This window comes from Sphingobacterium sp. GW821-FHT03E03, from assembly GCF_059420745.1.
In genome coordinates this window covers 72,882-89,972 of the sequence record NZ_JBWKUH010000018.1, presented here as the reverse complement: position 1 = coordinate 89,972, position 17,091 = coordinate 72,882, and the positions used below count along the sequence as shown (strand labels likewise).

The 17,091-nt window shown below is 37.8% G+C and carries 16 protein-coding genes; 5 read left to right on the top strand and 11 right to left on the bottom strand.

Annotated features, from left to right (window positions below; all coding sequences use genetic code 11):
- Window positions 1–308: 308 nt before the first annotated feature.
- From AC07UV_RS18275 to AC07UV_RS18260, 4 genes are all read left to right on the top strand, one after another.
- A complete protein-coding gene (locus AC07UV_RS18275; protein ID WP_495184775.1) occupies window positions 309–1,301 on the top strand; it encodes a helix-turn-helix domain-containing protein in 993 nt (330 codons plus the stop codon).
- 30 nt (window positions 1,302–1,331) lie between these two features.
- Window positions 1,332–2,207: a hypothetical protein gene (locus AC07UV_RS18270; RefSeq protein WP_495184774.1), complete on the top strand. Its 876-nt coding sequence runs from the start codon at window positions 1,332–1,334 to the stop codon at window positions 2,205–2,207.
- A gap of 97 nt (window positions 2,208–2,304) precedes the next feature.
- Entirely contained in the window at window positions 2,305–2,976 is a 672-nt protein-coding gene (locus tag AC07UV_RS18265) for a DoxX family protein (RefSeq protein WP_495184773.1), read from the top strand.
- Between the two features lie 170 nt (window positions 2,977–3,146).
- Window positions 3,147–3,452, top strand: a complete 306-nt coding sequence (locus tag AC07UV_RS18260; RefSeq protein WP_495184772.1) for a hypothetical protein — start codon at window positions 3,147–3,149, stop codon at window positions 3,450–3,452.
- Between the two features lie 57 nt (window positions 3,453–3,509).
- Here AC07UV_RS18260 and AC07UV_RS18255 read toward each other — a convergent pair whose 3' ends face one another.
- Genes AC07UV_RS18255 through AC07UV_RS18245 form a run of 3 tightly spaced genes read right to left on the bottom strand, consistent with a single transcriptional unit; the run spans window position 3,510 to window position 9,469 of the window.
- On the bottom strand, window positions 3,510–4,883 hold the full coding sequence (locus AC07UV_RS18255) for a RagB/SusD family nutrient uptake outer membrane protein (protein ID WP_495184771.1): 1,374 nt from the start codon (window positions 4,881–4,883) through the stop codon (window positions 3,510–3,512).
- 10 nt (window positions 4,884–4,893) lie between these two features.
- Window positions 4,894–8,118: a SusC/RagA family TonB-linked outer membrane protein gene (locus AC07UV_RS18250; protein WP_495184770.1), complete on the bottom strand. Its 3,225-nt coding sequence runs from the start codon at window positions 8,116–8,118 to the stop codon at window positions 4,894–4,896.
- Window positions 8,119–8,140: 22 nt separating this feature from the next.
- Complete coding sequence (locus tag AC07UV_RS18245; protein WP_495184769.1) at window positions 8,141–9,469, bottom strand: TlpA family protein disulfide reductase; 1,329 nt, start codon at window positions 9,467–9,469, stop codon at window positions 8,141–8,143.
- Window positions 9,470–9,913: 444 nt separating this feature from the next.
- Here AC07UV_RS18245 and AC07UV_RS18240 point away from each other — a divergent pair, with 444 nt between their 5' ends.
- Entirely contained in the window at window positions 9,914–10,276 is a 363-nt protein-coding gene (locus tag AC07UV_RS18240) for a helix-turn-helix domain-containing protein (RefSeq protein WP_495184768.1), read from the top strand.
- A gap of 4 nt (window positions 10,277–10,280) precedes the next feature.
- Here the strand turns inward: AC07UV_RS18240 and AC07UV_RS18235 are convergent, their stop codons facing one another.
- The 8 genes from AC07UV_RS18235 to AC07UV_RS18200 form a co-directional block, all read right to left on the bottom strand.
- Window positions 10,281–11,150, bottom strand: coding sequence for a HEPN domain-containing protein (locus tag AC07UV_RS18235; protein WP_495184767.1), 870 nt, complete (start codon window positions 11,148–11,150; stop codon window positions 10,281–10,283).
- A 25-nt stretch (window positions 11,151–11,175) separates the two neighbouring features.
- Window positions 11,176–12,099, bottom strand: coding sequence for a DUF4238 domain-containing protein (locus tag AC07UV_RS18230; RefSeq protein WP_495184766.1), 924 nt, complete (start codon window positions 12,097–12,099; stop codon window positions 11,176–11,178).
- Window positions 12,100–12,179: 80 nt separating this feature from the next.
- Window positions 12,180–12,671 (bottom strand): hypothetical protein, encoded by a 492-nt coding sequence (locus AC07UV_RS18225; RefSeq protein ID WP_495184765.1) that lies wholly within the window; start codon window positions 12,669–12,671, stop codon window positions 12,180–12,182.
- Window positions 12,672–13,108: 437 nt separating this feature from the next.
- Window positions 13,109–13,456, bottom strand: a complete 348-nt coding sequence (locus AC07UV_RS18220) for a hypothetical protein (protein ID WP_495184764.1) — start codon at window positions 13,454–13,456, stop codon at window positions 13,109–13,111.
- Between the two features lie 276 nt (window positions 13,457–13,732).
- Window positions 13,733–13,906 carry a hypothetical protein gene (locus AC07UV_RS18215; RefSeq protein WP_312333961.1) on the bottom strand — a complete coding sequence of 58 codons (174 nt, stop codon included), beginning with the start codon at window positions 13,904–13,906 and terminating at the stop codon, window positions 13,733–13,735.
- A 548-nt stretch (window positions 13,907–14,454) separates the two neighbouring features.
- Window positions 14,455–16,116 (bottom strand): KGGVGR-motif variant AAA ATPase, encoded by a 1,662-nt coding sequence (locus AC07UV_RS18210; RefSeq protein ID WP_495184763.1) that lies wholly within the window; start codon window positions 16,114–16,116, stop codon window positions 14,455–14,457.
- A gap of 1 nt (window position 16,117) precedes the next feature.
- Window positions 16,118–16,630 (bottom strand): helix-turn-helix domain-containing protein, encoded by a 513-nt coding sequence (locus AC07UV_RS18205; protein ID WP_495184762.1) that lies wholly within the window; start codon window positions 16,628–16,630, stop codon window positions 16,118–16,120.
- A gap of 9 nt (window positions 16,631–16,639) precedes the next feature.
- Window positions 16,640–16,978, bottom strand: a complete 339-nt coding sequence (locus tag AC07UV_RS18200; protein WP_495184761.1) for a type II toxin-antitoxin system HigB family toxin — start codon at window positions 16,976–16,978, stop codon at window positions 16,640–16,642.
- Between the last annotated feature and the right edge of the window lie 113 nt (window positions 16,979–17,091).

Sequence of the window (17,091 nt, the reverse complement as noted above, 5' to 3'; positions counted from 1 at the left end):
TATCATCTTGTTACACCATTTTCCGGCCCCGGGCTGTACCCTCCCATTGCCAGAAATTTAAAACTCCGTATTGGATCCAATGGCAGCAAAGATGTCAGCAGGGAGAAATGATTTCTAAAAAAACTGTACATATACGGAAAACAGACGGTTACAATACAATTACAGCGCAGACATGTCATTTGCAATTCAAAAACGTCAGTCACATTTCAAATTGGTCATTCACAGCCAGAAATCGGTCATGTACAGTTTTATTTGGCATCAAGTAATTAGACTTCATAAAATCATCTTTTAACTAATTATAAAAAAAGATGAAAAGACCTTACAAACTCACATTTAGTGCAGATTTTAGCGCTATTACTTATCCTCAAAAAACAGTAAGTTACTCCATTCGCAATGCCAAAGAAATGCATTGGCAATCCGCACGTAACCAGATCAGCGAGCAGACCTTTGATGGTCGATATGCTTATCTCTATTATTACGAGTATTGGATCAGCGAAGCGATGGATTTACCTATTGAGATTATTATGCCCGATCTGCATCTGATCTATCCCCTATTGAACGAAGTGCGTATTTCTGGAAAAAGAATAGACCAGGAATTCACCTTCGAGCTGTCCCCAGCAGAAGGGGCCTATTTCTATCTCGCCGCGGGTCAATATCAGTTACAGCTACCTGTTGGTCATCATATTCTCGTTGGTTTTGTTGTCGATGCGGGAATGTTCAGGCCGCCGGCTATCGCTCATTTTCCCTTTATCAAGCACCTGGTTCAAGCAAAAAAAGATGACTCACTGACGACGCTCAAAAGTGTGGGTTTTCGTGTTGGCCCTATTACCATTAAATACCTTTGCATCCTGTTCAATATCCTAAATCCGAACACCCTTGACAACGAGCACATACTACTCAAACACCTAATTTTCCTTGTAGATTTAAGCCGTTTCAAACTTTTACATGCGCCAGATTCTGCACACCCCCTAGCAAAGCGGATCAGACAATTACTTGAAATTATGATCTTACAGCGCGGTGCACAAGCCCTTGTAAAAGAAATCGCCGAGGTCTTTCTCACAGCTCCAGCGCAGCTAAGCCGCGAATACCAAAAGTTTCATAGGATCAGTATTCAGGACGACCGCAACAAGCTTCTACTTGAACATATCCAACAGCTCATCGTCGAGCATGACAAAGTGGGGACTACAGCCCATGAAGTCGGATTTAGTGGCCCGAGTGAAATGAACCGTTTTATCCGAAAAATGACCGGGCTGACCTCTTCCCAGTTTAAACAGCAAGCCGAGCAAAAATTCAAACGCTAAAACCAAAACAAACCTCGATAAACTTAACACATGAAATTTGAAAACAACAAAAAACTAGATTCAAAAACCACCTATGCCATCCTTCAAGACACATATGATGCAGTACCGCTACTGATGAGGCTACTTGCACCAGCGGGCTGGCAGGAAAGTTCCTTTCATCAAGAACTCATGAACTATCGTAAGATATTGTACGATGAATACCTCAGCACCGATGAAAACCGACTAAGCGGATCAGAGCCAATCTTCCATTGTACCAACGATGATATCTCCACAGAGGAAGAGATGAGTCTTGAGCAATATCTATATATCTGCTTCCCACCACTCGACAACGATTACTTGGAGCTCTTTTACATTGTTTCCTCTGTACTCGCCGAAATCACTTTTGTCAGCAATCTCTATCGGGATCATGAAATTGGCATGTACTATTTTGACGAAATAGAATTTGAGGACATCGTAGTCCAATTAGCACATCAGAACGGACAGATCGATAAGGACTGGGCAGAGGTGATGGTATTTGCATTTCCTGCCCCTTATCTGGATGATATGGAAGTTCACTATTGTCTGGAGGTCTTATTTTCCATCTTGATGAAACATGGTTTTCAGCTCGATTACTGGCACAATGACCTGTTAAACATTGTTGATCTGCAGAATATATATCAGGAAATATTATACAGCAATCTAGCATATAAGGAAAAAGAGTTACAGCGCGAAACAATTAAAGAAGATATCCGTGTAGTTCTCAGGGACTACGACAGATCAGTTATTGATCCGCTCGATCTGCCTGCTATCATTGCTATGTTTAACCGTCGGGAAGTATGCCCCATCGTACTCGCCTACCTTCATGTCTATCACGAGTTTCCAAAGGGTTATCCTTATTTATTAACAGATTATCAAGGCTGTTTATAAATCGCCCTTGTCAAACTTGGCTTATCGATTGATCAAATCTGGCCTAACACGAGGGGTACCTTAGGCTGTAATTTAGCATTGTAAACTTAGTAAGCAGATGAACAATACCAAAGGACATATTGACTATCGGGATCTTATTATTGATAAGATCCTTACCCTATTGAGGTGGATGATTAGGATCTGTAAAAGATTACCAGGTTTGATAGTCAGCTTTTGTTTAGTCCATTGGAAAGAAATCGCAGTAACATTTTATGGTTCACTTATGATTGGTCTTTGGCTCTTTGTTGCTCACAACAAGATCATGGATTTTGATCAAAACATAGAAGGCATGCTCCGCCAACCATTTCCAAAAACCTTTGCGATTTTCTTGGCTTATGCTATACCCGCCAGTGAGCTTATTGCCGCCCTATTGATCGGCTACCATCGTACCCGATTAATCGGACTGGGATTTTCAGCACTATTAATGACTGCTTTTACAGCATATGTCGGGCTAGCGATATTACATGTATGGAGTGATAAGCTGCCATGCAATTGTGGTTTGATCATTCAAATCGGCTGGAAAAAACATTTTATATTCAATGTCTTCCTCCTGCTCATTAGTTGTTGGGCCTTTCTATTACAGTGGTGGATATTGAAAACCAAATTTAATACGGATAAAGGAAATAAAATAGATCGCTATAAAATCACCCAGTCGATCCCAATAGTGAGAAACAGAAAAAGGGAAACCCTGCCTAACCTGAAATGTAAGCATAAGCACACGAAAGAATAGCACCGAAAGCAACAGCGGATCTCTGATGCTAGGCTACCAGAGTGAAGGGCGCGTCTGCCAAAAGACATGGATTACCCCTGCTACTTCGTTGAAGGCCACGGACGGAAAACTCAGCAAAAAGCAGGCTAGCATACAAATAAATCAATTACAAACATTTAAAAATTAAGGTTATGAACCTAATTAAATTTATCAAGACAAATGTAATGCCTATTCTAGGATTAGCCATTGCAGCAGGATTATCAACTTGGTCGTTGACATCTGCAAATACCACCAAATATGCCGCTCCAATGGATTGGTATGAAAGACAACCTGATGGTACTTATCAATTACTGTCTGGTGGTCCGACTGACGAACCATCAAATGGTTGTCAGGAAGCTATTACTGAGCTATGTGCCAAAGGTTTTGCACCTGGTACAGCACCATCGGTTATCAATGATGCTACACCAGCAGTAGACCGTTATCATGTAGAACCGTAAGAGTTTTGGTTAACAAATACCCCCCATATAACGCAGTGTTTTATGGGGGGGCATTTGTTACTTTGCGGTCGCTTCCACCGGAAATGGCCAAGTCCATCGGGGATCATTAGGTGGTAATGTAAAGTTCTTTCCGTTCACCGTACGTTCCAAGGTAATATTGGCCCCCTCAATATTTAATCTTCGGAGATCAGACCAACGAATTCCACGGAAGATCAATTCTTTTCTCCGCTCCTCTAAAATCACTTTCAATGCTTCCGCCTGAGATAGTCCTTCAATCGGGACATATTTTCCCCTTTCCCACCGCTTCTCCAAAAGATGATTTAGATCAGACAGTCCTTCTACGATTTTACCATTTCTGACACGACATTCTGCCCGATTTAAAAAGACCTCATCTACTGCCAATCCCGAGAAATAATTGCTTCTGGTCGAGAAGTAGTTATAGCTTCCTCTAAACCGATAACCATTTGGTCTGTTCTCAAAAAACAATTTCTTACGCAGATCAGCTTCGGCATAACTATTATAGAGTTGAGTCGGGATTAGCGCACTCAAAAACGTAGTTGGATAATATTGAAAAGGGGCAGCAAGCATACCACTCCAATAGATCACCTCTGGTTTAATGATTCCTGACTGATTCTTGCCTGTCAACGGTTCTGTCAACGCCATATTTATCAGGTTATAGTCTAATAAGAAATCTGTAATAGCCAAACATGAGTCGGCATATTTCTCCGCTGCAGTATAATCCTGCATCATTAAACACACACGCGATAGCAAGGCATACCCAGCCTGTTTAGAAGGTCTCGTCGGAAAATCGTTATTTACCCTAAGGTTCTGAGTACTTTCCTGCAGATCGCCGGCAATGCGATTATAAGTTTCTGCTACAGTCGATCGCACAAGAACTTCATTGATATCATCTGTCATCCGCAATGGAATTGATTTTTCATTATTTGCCTGCCCCCTGAGATATGGAGGAGCAAATATTTGTGCAAGCTGATAAAATAAATGAGCGCGATGGAATAGTGCCTGCGCCTTCAAATAATTTAAGTCTTCTTGAGAGGCTGTTATACGACTTAGATTACCCAACACTGTATTTGTAGCCAATATCGCACGGTAAGGGTATAGCCAGTCCAATACCTCCACCCCCGCGTATGGTTGTGCAGCCCAAGTATAATAATTCTGCATCTGTGGGCGCAAGTTGGTGTTAAAGTCAACATCCAATAAATAAAAATTGTCCGCTCCCGACTCCCCTAACTGTGGCGTCACCCCTTGACCGTCTGTACCATTCAGATAGGCATCTCTATCCAACAGCGCCTGGAAATGGGCTAATGTAGATGGAATAATCAATGACTCCTTTGGCTTTTCATTTAAAAATTCTTGCTTGCTGCATCCACTCAGTACAAGAGTAATTATCAATAGCTTTATAATTGGTTTCATGTTTTAAAAATTAAAGTGATACATTAAGACCAAGCGCTACCTGCCTAGCTTCTCTTGGTGTATTGTTATAGTAAGGATCAATGGCACGATGATTTGCTTTCCATAGTATCCCCAAATTGCTGAAATACATAAAGGCCCTTACATTTTTTAACTTTCCGAGCTTTGGGATGGAATAGCCAATATTGATGTCATCAAAACGGATATGATCACCACGCTGCACGAGTACTTCAGAATATCTATAAAAATTGTCCCGATTCACATTGGCAGGATAAACAAGGGAAGGAACATTTGTATGCATCTCATCTCCCACTTGTTGCCATCTATTCGCGTAGTCTACATGACCATACCAGTCTCCGGCAAACATATTGGTATAATTGACCGAGTTTGTTCTAAAGTAATAACCTAATTTAAAACTGATACTAAAGGATAGGTCAAATTGTTTATACGTAAATCTATTTCTTATAGCGCCGAAATGCGTTGGCTGGGCAGTCCCAAAAAACACGAGATCTTCCAACGGCGTTTGGTTATATAATGCATTATAGTCTTTAGAAAGATTGCCTGCCGATAGTCCCTGTGGATTACCATTGGTCGGATCAAGTCCTTCCCATTTCAATGCAAATACACTATATAGCGGTTTGCCCACCAGCGGATTCGCCAAGGTAATCGGCAGGTATTGCTGGCTTGTACTCGCAACTGGCAATAAGTACTTTGTTATCTTGGAATTTGTATGGCTATACATCCATACAGTTTCCCAGTTTAGCGCGCCCTTGATATTTTGCGTGCTGATCTGAATATCAACACCATTTCCTTTCATATCGGCCACATTCATATAGACACTTGAGACACCATAGGTAGGATCGACGGGTGTACTTGCCAACAGGTCGGTAGCTTTTTTGCTATACCAATCGATCGTTCCAGCAATACGCTTATTCGGAAGCTCAAAATCAATCCCTATATTCCACTGCTTCACCCTCTCCCAAGAGAGCTTACTATTAGCTATTGTATTGAGATAAGCTGTTGGGAAAGGGTGCGTATTACCACTTGTATTTAATGTAATGGTCGATATCGCATTGGCATTGCGTGCTATATTTCCACTGACACCATAGGTACCTCTAAGCTTAAAGCTGGAAAATAATTTGTTTAACGCTAGATCTTCCTTCGCTATATCCCAGGCCACACCGACAGACCATAATGGTGTACCTTTTTCATTTGTATTGAGGCCGAAGAGATTAGCCTCATCCTTTCGTAAACTAGCGTAAACATCATATCGGTTTTTGTAGCGATAGGATAAATTGCCAAAGTAAGATAGAAAGTTGTCTATTGTGCCATCCTTATAGTCATTGAATGCAATACGCCTCGTTCCCGTTGTTGTTCTCCTTGGAAAATAAGTCAGCAGGTCGACTTGATTGGCCAAAGCTCCATTTTCGGCATTGTAACCTATATTTTGGTAGTTTTCATTCTGGGTCCGAATCGTTCGAATCTCAAATCCGGCCATCACATCCAGTTGATGTACCTGCTTCCAATTTTTGGAATAATTGAGCTGTCCCCGACCTTGGTGGCTGCGCGTGCTACTATAATTCTGCCAGATAACGCCACCCAATGGAAATGGATAGGTAACCAGACCTGTCGTACGATTGATCTGTGCAAGATCATTGATATTGTTTCGTGCATAATAAGAATCTTCGGAAAATAGATCCCGAGCCTTGCCAGACTGATGCTGATATTGATATTGGAGCGACGCCTGCAATCCATCAAGAACTTTATAGTCGGCCGAAACAGCAAAAAGCAAATCCTGCTTATCCATGGAGTGCGTCTCGCGATTTATTTCGTCTAAGGGACGATACGTCCAGTCCAACAAGCGGCCATTACCGACAGTGTCCAAAAATCCTTTTCTGTAATTCAAATAGACAGGTAATGCATTCCCATGATCATCAGCCAAACGTGCATACGGCGATAAAGTATAGGTACCAGAAGGAGCTGTTCCCATGCCATCGTTATTCCCATTTTTATTATTTGTACGGATATAACTGATTGTTGTTTCAAATCCGAGTTGATCGGTTACTTTGAAACGATTGTTGGAACGCAGTGTAAATCGTTGATTGGATGTACCGACCAGCTGACTACGTCCATTATCCAAACCTGTGGAAATATAATACTGCATCCTGTCATTTGCACCGCTGACATTCACAGCATTCTGACTATTCAGTATACCCCGATAAAAATATTTCCGAAGATCCTCTTTCACATCCTGACTCGCCAGTTGCGCTAACTGCGCGTCAAGATCAGGAGCATTCGCAATCATCAGTTCCACTGCATCTGGCAATACAGCAATTCTATTGCCCAAGGTTGTCGGATTCTTATAAGCATCATATCGGCCGTTGTCAAAGAGAAACTTTTCCAGAGCGATACGGTCTGCTGAAGACATTATTTTGCGGTGATCAAGGTCAGGCTTTCCCTTATAGGAAAAGTTACTATTCCAGGAGACTGTAGTCGCTCCTATTTTTCCTTTTTTGCTGGTCAGTACAATAACACCGTTACCAGCACGAGCGCCCCAAATGGAAGCGGCAGCTGCATCTTTAAGCACAGATACGGAAGCAATATCATTGGGATTGATATTTTCCAGATCACCTTCGTAAGGAAAGTTGTCCAGCACAATCAAAGGCTTGGCTTCGGCATTGATGGTACTACGGCCGCGGATCAGAAAAGCATCCTGTGCAGCAGCGTCCCCATGATTGACCAATAATCCCGGAGATAGGTTCTCGATACGCTGGATAATATTGGTACCGACATTCCGATTGATCAGTTCTGTTCCGATCACATCTACACTACCTACAGTCCTTTCTTTGGAAATACGCTGGTATCCTGTATTGATCAGCACCTCCTGCAGTATATTTTCTGCTTTAGCTAATCCAATTTCCATCGTATTGGATACATGCAGGTCAAATGCTATTGTTTTTTGTCCGTACCCTATCCGCGATAAGGTCAGGTTTCCTTTCAGAACGTTTGTTTTAATTTCGAATTTGCCTTTATTATCGGTAGACGCTTTTATTGTTGAATGACCGACAAGTGTAACGGTAACACCTTCGATAGTCTCGTTTATGGAAGAGTCACGTACTATTCCTCTCAATAGACCAAGATTATTTTGGCTATAGCCAAAATTGGCTGATAATAATGATATGATGACGAGAACAAAGTATACTTTGATCCCGCTATTTAGTTTTAGTATAGGGGTCATTATAGGTTATCTTATGTTAGGCTTACTTTTCAGCTGTATTGTTATCCGCAAGGACTAGCACTTCTATTGTTCTTTTCTTTTTTGAAGCCGTCAGACCATAAGGTCTAAGGGCCAGAATGAGCCTATCAAGATTCAGCTGCAGATCTTTATAATAAGGCATAGATACTTTGCCTTTGAAACCCGATTCGTCGATAAAAAGTGGCTGATCCATTTTCCATCGTACCGAAAAATTCAGCAGCTTAATAAAATCGTGATAGTCCTGTGGATGGCCAGAGCTAGTGATGCTCTCCTTAGTGCTACTTCCCTTTAATTTGCTAATAATGATACAGTCCTTGGCGACTAACTTGCGCTCAATTTTGACATCAAACTGAAGGGATAGATCGTTTAAGATTTGTCTCTGCCAGTATGATCTGGAAGTATCCCCGCTGATCAGCTGATAACAGTACATAGCCTCCATACCAGGAAGTTTATCTATTTCCAAAAGCTTGCCATTCGTGATGACCGTTTTGTTATTGGGCTGTTTCAGTGTCCGTAAAAACATGGAAATCGGATCAGCATTGATGTAATTGACGAAGATTTTGTTTTGTGAAATTACCTGCGAGATGATGCTACCAAGCCCATGTTGCCCACTACTGAATGTTGAAACAGCGAAATTGCTGGCATTCGCGGTATCGATAAAATGTGTCAGATAACGGCTGGTGGAGAAATCGAGTCGATCATTTTTCGTAGCAAGCTTAAAAGAGTCTTCCTTGATTGCGCTTTGAATATTTTCACCTGTTGCTTCTGAGCCTGCGGTAATAGCGATTATTTTACCATTTTTGATCCATACCTGATGCGGGATCATTTTATGTGGAAAATACTGTTTCAGATATTCTGTTTTTGTACCCGAGAACAGTTTAATTCCCTGTTTTTTCAGGAAAGTATTTATCCGATCTCGCTCTTCATAACTTGTGGCAAATACCGCCAAATTATCTTTAAATATCGGCTGTAAGCTGTCCAGTTTGTGGATGGACTTGATACAGGGACTGCACCAAGTTGCCCAAAAATCAATAATGATCAGCTTCTTGTCCCGAAATTGATTAAGGCTAAATGAATTAGTTTTTGATGGAGCATTAACGATATCAATTGGTAAATCCCAAAGAGACTCTGGGATGCTATCTCCCACTTTCAACGGTTTGATTAGAAGCCCATCGGCCCCGCTGTCCTTGCGGGGCGTCTGAGCTGATAAACTAAACATAGAAACTAAAGTTGCAAGCAAGAATATCAGGCGAGTCGTCGCCTGCATATATTTAAAGTAATTTAGATTTGATAGAATAGAAAGTACCCTTCCACCCCTATAAAAATTTATCATTTTTTAAGGTATTAATGGTGGTTCAAGCAGTTTCTAATAGACTGTTGGATTGCTAACAATATCCGAGTCCGAGACAAGCTCGAACCACCGAATAAAAAATAAGATTATCTGTACCTCTAGTGCGGTGAAAAATTTCTATAACAAGGTCAATAACATAATGGTCGCTACGCACACTAGTAAAAATCGGATGCTAATATATGGATGATTCTCATCCCATAAAACTATTCTGGCGGACATTTTTTTAGAATCAATGGATCCTTAAAGAATGTCCACTTAATATATGATAAATAGAAAAGGAACCTCCCTTGCTCAATGGTTGAGCGTGAGAAACTACGCGACCATATCCTTAAATAAATAAGGGAGGCCCTATCTAAATATTTTCTGTATTCTTTTAAGCTTATATTCTTCATTCATTTTGGTTTTCAGTTTCTCACGCTGGTACCAATGAATGACAATACAAATATAAGAAAAACAATACTATTATTCCAAATTTGGTATAACAAAATTATTATTTTAAATGTCTATTTGTTTATGGCTGAACAGTACATAGACAAGGAAAACTTAGAAATTATTAGAGAAAGACTTTGGGCTATTTCCAACGAAAAAGAAATTACGCTTGAGGATATCCAAGATCGTACTGGATTTAGTTATAGCCAAGTTTATCGAATTGTTCGCGGAAGTAACAACATGTCAGTAAGTGGCTTAATCGCAGTCTGTAAAGCTTTAGAAATTCAACCCGCAGAAATATTTGATTTCAAGATCAAAATCCCCAAACATTTGCCGTTGAGAAGAGACAGAAAGTCCTAGATCTTTAAAGTTGCGAGATACGCTCTTCACAAAGCCTAACCACTACGTTTTCTAGCTTATCAACTTTACTTATTAATTTTCTCAAATCCTCGGGATCGATATAATAATCGTCCTTATAACGGGCATCGATATAAGCATCGTTTAATATTTTAAACAATCTATTTTCTTCACTGTCCGTGCGTGGATATCTAAAGACATGATAAAGATTTTCCGATATATGCTTAGCATATTTGCGATAAGCTTTAATACGGTGAGTTTTGGGTTTATATCCAGTATAAACTAATAAGACCCCTCCATAAAATTTCTCTGCAGTCTGGTTTAAGATGAACATCACCTCATTTAATGGGTCTTCACGTTCAATCGCATCCGCGAATGCGTTTCGCGTTATTTCCAAAAACCTCGAGCCACTTTTAACCCATTTATTAAAATCTTCAATAGCAAGTTCTTTTAGCTGTTCATTAGTCAAAGGCTTACTTTCGACAAAAGAATATTCTCCGCTATCATAGAGCGTTATCCCTTCTTTGACAATATCGCTAAAAAAGTATTGTCCCCTTTCTAAACCGCTATTGATATAGGATATCGAATGTACAATCGCGCTAACCTCGTTTTTAAACTTCCCTGTACGGTTATCAATCTTACTAGCAATCTCAACTTCTTCACCTTTTTCCTTGTCACATAGAGCCACCAAAATATCGTAATCGCTAATATAGGTATAGGTCGCTCCTTTATCGACATACTCATCCTCTACCCACTTACCATTGGCGTGACTTCCAAACAGAATGATCTTAGCCGGATTCGTGATTTCACAGATAATTCCAACGATTTCAGCTAATTCGTCTTGTTTGTGTTGTGGTAAATGGGATAGTTGGTTCATACCGTAAATTTAAAATAATTTTTGACTAAATGAGTTCTGAAGCCTCATATAACTTCAACGAATCCTCAGTCCTTGAAAAAACAAAATCAGGGGAGGATTTTAATAACAGATTATTATATTTTTTTATTTCGCTCTCTACAGCAATAACGTTTTCGACGATTGAGTCGACTTCAGAAGTAGAAATTAGAATTGCGGCTTTTGTATTTAATGGATAATAAAATTCTAACAGTTCTGTTTCTATCCTTGGGTTACCGAGGTTTGCTTTTGTATTGATAATCGGCTGATCCGAAGTAATAAATTCTATGTTAGAGGTATTCTTCAAAAGAGTTATCTTTAACTTATGAATTAATGCTAGATTTGAAGCTAGAGTTATCGAAAATGTAACCGCAATAAGTTTTAATGAACTCTCAGGAAGCAGCTTAGCTAAGGTAAGATTATCGACAGCTTTTGAATGCATTTGATTAGTCCTCGTATATTGAATACATAAATAAATCAGAGCTTTTACTTTTTCCTCCTTTTTATCGAAAATTGATAGATCTGACAGATTATTTATCGATAATAATTTGTGTCCAAATTTTTCAAACATTGAATGCAAATCTTCTAATGTATTCTTTTTTACGACATTCAATTTTTCTTCCTTTCCCCGAAAGCTAAGATTCTGCCACTGCCGACATGTCTTTGAATATGTCAAAAATAATTTTAGTAGAGATAAATTGCTTTCTCTTGAGTAATCATTGCTCCATTCATTGATTAAATATTTTAAAATTGATTCTTCGCTCTCCGTAAATGAATCAACTTCATAAAAAAAACGTTTTTGGGCTATATTATCCAAATTCGTAGACTTTATTTGACTAGAGTTTTTACGAAAAAAGTAAATTTGATTTTTTTCATTTGCCCAGCTTTTTAAATATTGCTTCCAAACATAATGGTGCTTTTTTTTTACTTCCATATTATAGATAATCAAACATCCAGGAAATTTATTTCCAATATTTTAGCTACGGATGACTAATGCCATCACTTTTTTACTCATCAATCTTTTACTCTTTTATTTGCTTTACTCAACACAAATCCAATCAAGGAAATAACTCCTAGATGCAAAACCACATTTACAATATAATTATATACGGCATATCCTCCTAAAATTGGAATATAAGAAAAAACTTTAGCGAACAACCATGCAATAAAATAAAACACTGGCTCGACAACAAATAAGAGTAAGGCCAAATTACTTATTATTCCATTTTCCTTACTACTGAGAGCTCCAATTGGGATGAGTAACATAAAAACTAAAATTATCCAACTCGATGTCACAAAATGTATCCAATAACTCCGTTCATCTACTACCGTAGTTGTTTCTTTCGCTGATTCATCCTTACCAACGTTCATTTTTTGTTCTTTTTTGAAATTTATAGAAACCAAAAACTCGTAAAATTTATCTCGCCAACTTTTATGATTTAATATTGCTATCCGTTGTGCTTTTAAAGTCATCTTTTCATTTGGGGTTAATGTGCTATCGATCATAATTTTATTAATCAACTCGACTTGTTCAAACTTTCGACTATTATTATAATGTTGGGTAAAATTTAGGGTATTATCTACAATAACCAATAGCGAGATACTGATTAAAATCATCAAAGATTTATGACTAAATTTCTTTTGTCCATCTATAAAGTAGTGAAATACTGAGGATATAAATTCCATTAAGGTTATACGTTTGTCAAATAATCTAATCTCGTTTGTTAGTTTTCATAGTGCATCGAAATTATTAAAATCGCTTTACTCATAACAGTGATGCAAAACATAAGGATTTCTTTTATCTATCAGAGTTTTTCTAACTGATACTGCTTATCTTTCATCCTACATTTCAACTAAAAAATGCTTATTCTCGATTTAGGAACCTCACCCAAAACAATCAGCAAAATATCATTTATCCAAAGGCTAATCTGGTCCTTTTCTTTCTAATCTTCTTTTGGCTTTAAGTCATCCATAGCCAAATTTATAATCTTCATTAGTTCATTTGTATTCTTAGCATCTTGCAATTTTATTAGCAGTTCTTGAAATCGTATAATGTTATCTTCTTTTTTTGATTTCTTTATCAAATGCAATAAAGCTTTCTCTATATAACCCTGAACTGTACCAAACTGCTTGTCCAAAGAACCTAGATGCTTTGAGTACGTTTGTCCTTGCTCCATAAACATAACGTTCTGCATATTGCACAAATGAGCTCCATTTTTATTCCGATCGCAATTAAAAACCATCATTATAAAGCGCTCATATTTAGAGGCTATAATATATGTATTATCCATTTTTTCTTAATTAATGGTCGGGATGTTTCGAAAATTATCCCGACCAATCTTTCTATCTGATTATTAACTCGTATGACACTCTCTACTACAATAATAGCAACCATTTATTTTCCTAAAAGGGAATTGTCTTTTTGCTTCAGCTATTGCAGACTGACACCCCCAAAATTCTCCTAAACAAGTATAATTCTGAATAGGGAAAAACGTACAACCGAGAACATGAACTTCATAATCTCCATTTGCCTGTATATTGTTATTGATATAATACTTTTTCATAAGTTACTTCTCCTTTCTAATTCCTTTAAACTTTCCTCCAGATGTTTTCACATCCATAAATTGTCCTGTCTGTGTATCACGCTTCGTCCATAATCCCGTTGTAGGATTCTGAGATTGCGTACGCCCACCGACGTAACCGTGGCGTCTGTTGTCACCCGATTTGCCATTTCCAGCCATAACTTTTTAGCTTTGAAAATTTTAAACATTGCCAGCAGCAGATCGTATTGACTATCAGTTGTAGCAAATAGCACATATAGATAATCAAAGCGATGAGCTTCGGGCTGAATTACTCCAAGAAATTGCGTGATTTGTCCTACAGGAACCGGTCAGCGTTTACCCCGGTCATGTCTAGAAAAGAGAAGGTATAAATACGGTTTCCCGTAAAAAATTTTGATTATGCAAAACAAAAAGCTTTATTTTGCGTTCAAATAAAAAAACATACACTTCATTCAACCTTTCTAGGCATGAATGATACAAAAATTAAAGAGTTAAGAGGTGAGAGACTTAGCTCTTTTTTCTTTATATCATCTCCCACATCTATCCATATCTCATTTTCATACTACTAATTATTTTATTATTAACCCATCAGTTACAAACAAAAATACTAAAATTTAAATCATCAACATCTCAAAAGGTAATGGAAGTTTTCCACATTTCTAAGTTTTACCCTTAACAATAAGTCATTGAATAACTAGGAAGTAGAATTTAATACTGTTTTATCATTGCTATCTTCTCTCCCACTCAACATCAATATTATACTTATCTAAAATTTTTTTAAGCTTTTCATCATCAATAAATTGCTCATAAAATTCATCTTCATCAATAATCTGTTGAAAGAGCTTAGCAGTTAATCCTAATGAAAACGCTAAATCTATATTTTTATAAAACTCGCGATAGTTCTTTATTCCCGCATTTAATTCAGCCAAAGTTGTTGTCGCCATTAGGTGTTGGGGGTCGAGATCTAATGCACGATAAACTGATTCAAAACTTTCCTCATAAAGTCCTAAAACACGTAAAACATTCGCATAACCATTCCAAATGTCTGCATTTTCAGGCTCTTCTTTTATAGCTTTCTTATAATATTCTACAGATTTTTTATACTCCTTCTTCCTTAGTGAAATAACACCAAGCATAGCAAATGAATCCCCCAGGTTCATGCCTTTATTAATTTGTTTTTCATAAAGATTTTGAGCCTGATCAATTTCCCCCAACTTATACAATGCATGCGCTTTAAAATACTCTATAAAATCTTCAAATTGAGGACTCAATTCCTCAGCTTTAAGAAGTATATCTAATGCCTCTTTATATTGTTCTGTGCTAAAATATGCTAATCCCAAATTTAAATATGCATTAACAAAATGTGGTGCTAGATTAATTGCTTCTTTTAATAACTTAACCCTTTCCTCTAAACTTTCTGTCTTCATCGCAGATTCCATTAATGAACTCGCCTTTTTTATACTATCTAAGACAACCCCCTCATTATCATCGACTATACCTACAGTGAGCTCTTCAAAAAGCTCTAAATAATCTGTATTTGTAATCGATTGACTTAGAACATCTCCAGTTTTATGATGAATTCTAATTTCTTCCTGCATCTCTAGCTCTGGTTCAGAATGAACAACAAAGATCTTTTCAATTGAGTAATCCTTATTCTTTTTATGTTCCAATTTTTCATTCAAGATCCTTAATGCAGCATTTTTTGCATTTGCTTCCCTTGGCTTGTCTTTTGCTTTTGTAAAATAGGGAATTCTAGAAAGCACCACATTTATTTTAGGTATCTCATTTCGTAATGAATTCGAGGGAATAGCTAAGGAACAAAGTACTTGACCTATCCCATCCAGATTTTCCATGTTATTCGCTGCAAATAAGACAACCTCATCTGCCATAATCGACATCGTGACACCTGCGATATCTGTAATCCCCGTCCGAGAGTCTATCAATAATACATCTGGCGCCAGTTGCTTTTCAATCTGTAACTTGAGATTATAAAAGAAATCCACGCCCAAACTATCTTTTTCGTAAAAAAGCTTGGTCCAGTTTATATGGGATAGTTTTTTCCAATATTCTTCACGCGATGTATCTCCAGCAGCAATCAGAGAGATCTTTCCTCCACCATCATTAAATGAATTTACTTTAGTAACATAATGTGAAATATTTTCGGGAACAACGTTCTCAGATGTAAACTTGTGAATATAATCCACCAAGCCTCTTTTTATCCCTTTTTTCCCTATACTATCGCTAAACTTGATATGCAATCCCGGAGCCTCTAGGTCAAAATCAAGCATACAGACTTTCTTGCCAAACTCTGCCAATCTATTGGCAATATTGGCCAAAGCCAAGGAACGCCCTACACCACCTTTATACGAATAAAAAGTTATCGTTTTCATATTAACAGCCTATAGCAAATAATGTTCCTCTTTCGGAGACTCTTTCTTTAAAGGAATCAGTTTGTGAAGAATTAATAAATTTAAAAAGCGAAGTACTTAATACTGCCAATGAGCTTTGTTTTTTCTCTTTTGGACTAGACATTACTAGGTCATATTTGACATTGAGCAGATCTTGGTCTAAATTCAAAAACTCAGATAGCTCACGTATCATATTTTTTGATAGCGCTCTTTTTCTATTCATTACTTCAGAAACAATCCCACTACTCCCGATATAGGGCAGGAGATCTTTCTGCTTAAGTCCCATATAACTCATCTTAAGCTTAATGATCTCAATAGGATGACCTACCTGAATGTCTGTCACATCATTTTCGTAGGCTTCGATCCAATCTGAAAGCTGTTCAAATTGTTTCATGAGATCTTCATTTTCTCCGAAATCTGCGCGATCGCCGATTTCTTCCAACTTGGCTACTGCCAGGTTGTAATCCTCCTCATTTTTAAACATTTTCTTTTTCATCACTTTCATTTAAAACATTTCTACTGTGTACTGTTTATTCAGCTTACAAAGTTTTGTATATTCTGCATGGGTACCAATCCATTTTATATAGATAATACCATCTTTAAGCTTTTCGTGAAATTGATATTTAATTATAATCCGTAAATTATTACCTCTGATATCAATGACAGCTCGCCCAGTCATTCCTAAAATATCCACTGCTTTAGCCCCAAAGGATTCTACAATATCCTGAGGTTTTTTCCAAGTCTGTGATTTCACAATAGACACCCAAGCTTCAAGAGCTTCCTTCTCTCTCGGATTAGTTTTGATATAACTATCAATAGAAGTAGTTTTTATAATTCTCACCATACTGAAATACCGATCAATAGTGTTGCTCTCTAACACAAAGGTAATAATAAAAAACTCTCAAAAAGAGAGTTTTTTATTATTTTTAAATTTTACGTATTAATCATTCCATAAAG

Bases quoted from the DNA above. Each gene is read 5' to 3' on its own strand.
- AC07UV_RS18250 (WP_495184770.1), bottom strand. From the start codon at position 8,118: ATGACCCCTATACTAAAACTAAATAGCGGGATCAAAGTATACTTTGTT.
- AC07UV_RS18270 (WP_495184774.1), top strand. From the start codon at position 1,332: ATGAAATTTGAAAACAACAAAAAACTAGATTCAAAAACCACCTATGCC.
- AC07UV_RS18275 (WP_495184775.1), top strand. From the start codon at position 309: ATGAAAAGACCTTACAAACTCACATTTAGTGCAGATTTTAGCGCTATT.
- AC07UV_RS18235 (WP_495184767.1), bottom strand. From the start codon at position 11,150: ATGAACCAACTATCCCATTTACCACAACACAAACAAGACGAATTAGCT.
- AC07UV_RS18260 (WP_495184772.1), top strand. From the start codon at position 3,147: ATGAACCTAATTAAATTTATCAAGACAAATGTAATGCCTATTCTAGGA.
- AC07UV_RS18255 (WP_495184771.1), bottom strand. From the start codon at position 4,883: ATGAAACCAATTATAAAGCTATTGATAATTACTCTTGTACTGAGTGGA.
- AC07UV_RS18210 (WP_495184763.1), bottom strand. From the start codon at position 16,116: ATGAAAACGATAACTTTTTATTCGTATAAAGGTGGTGTAGGGCGTTCC.
- AC07UV_RS18230 (WP_495184766.1), bottom strand. From the start codon at position 12,099: ATGGAAGTAAAAAAAAAGCACCATTATGTTTGGAAGCAATATTTAAAA.
- AC07UV_RS18205 (WP_495184762.1), bottom strand. From the start codon at position 16,630: ATGAAAAAGAAAATGTTTAAAAATGAGGAGGATTACAACCTGGCAGTA.
- AC07UV_RS18265 (WP_495184773.1), top strand. From the start codon at position 2,305: ATGAACAATACCAAAGGACATATTGACTATCGGGATCTTATTATTGAT.
- AC07UV_RS18215 (WP_312333961.1), bottom strand. From the start codon at position 13,906: ATGGCTGGAAATGGCAAATCGGGTGACAACAGACGCCACGGTTACGTC.
- AC07UV_RS18200 (WP_495184761.1), bottom strand. From the start codon at position 16,978: ATGGTGAGAATTATAAAAACTACTTCTATTGATAGTTATATCAAAACT.
- AC07UV_RS18245 (WP_495184769.1), bottom strand. From the start codon at position 9,469: ATGATAAATTTTTATAGGGGTGGAAGGGTACTTTCTATTCTATCAAAT.
- AC07UV_RS18225 (WP_495184765.1), bottom strand. From the start codon at position 12,671: ATGATCGATAGCACATTAACCCCAAATGAAAAGATGACTTTAAAAGCA.
- AC07UV_RS18220 (WP_495184764.1), bottom strand. From the start codon at position 13,456: ATGGATAATACATATATTATAGCCTCTAAATATGAGCGCTTTATAATG.
- AC07UV_RS18240 (WP_495184768.1), top strand. From the start codon at position 9,914: ATGAATGACAATACAAATATAAGAAAAACAATACTATTATTCCAAATT.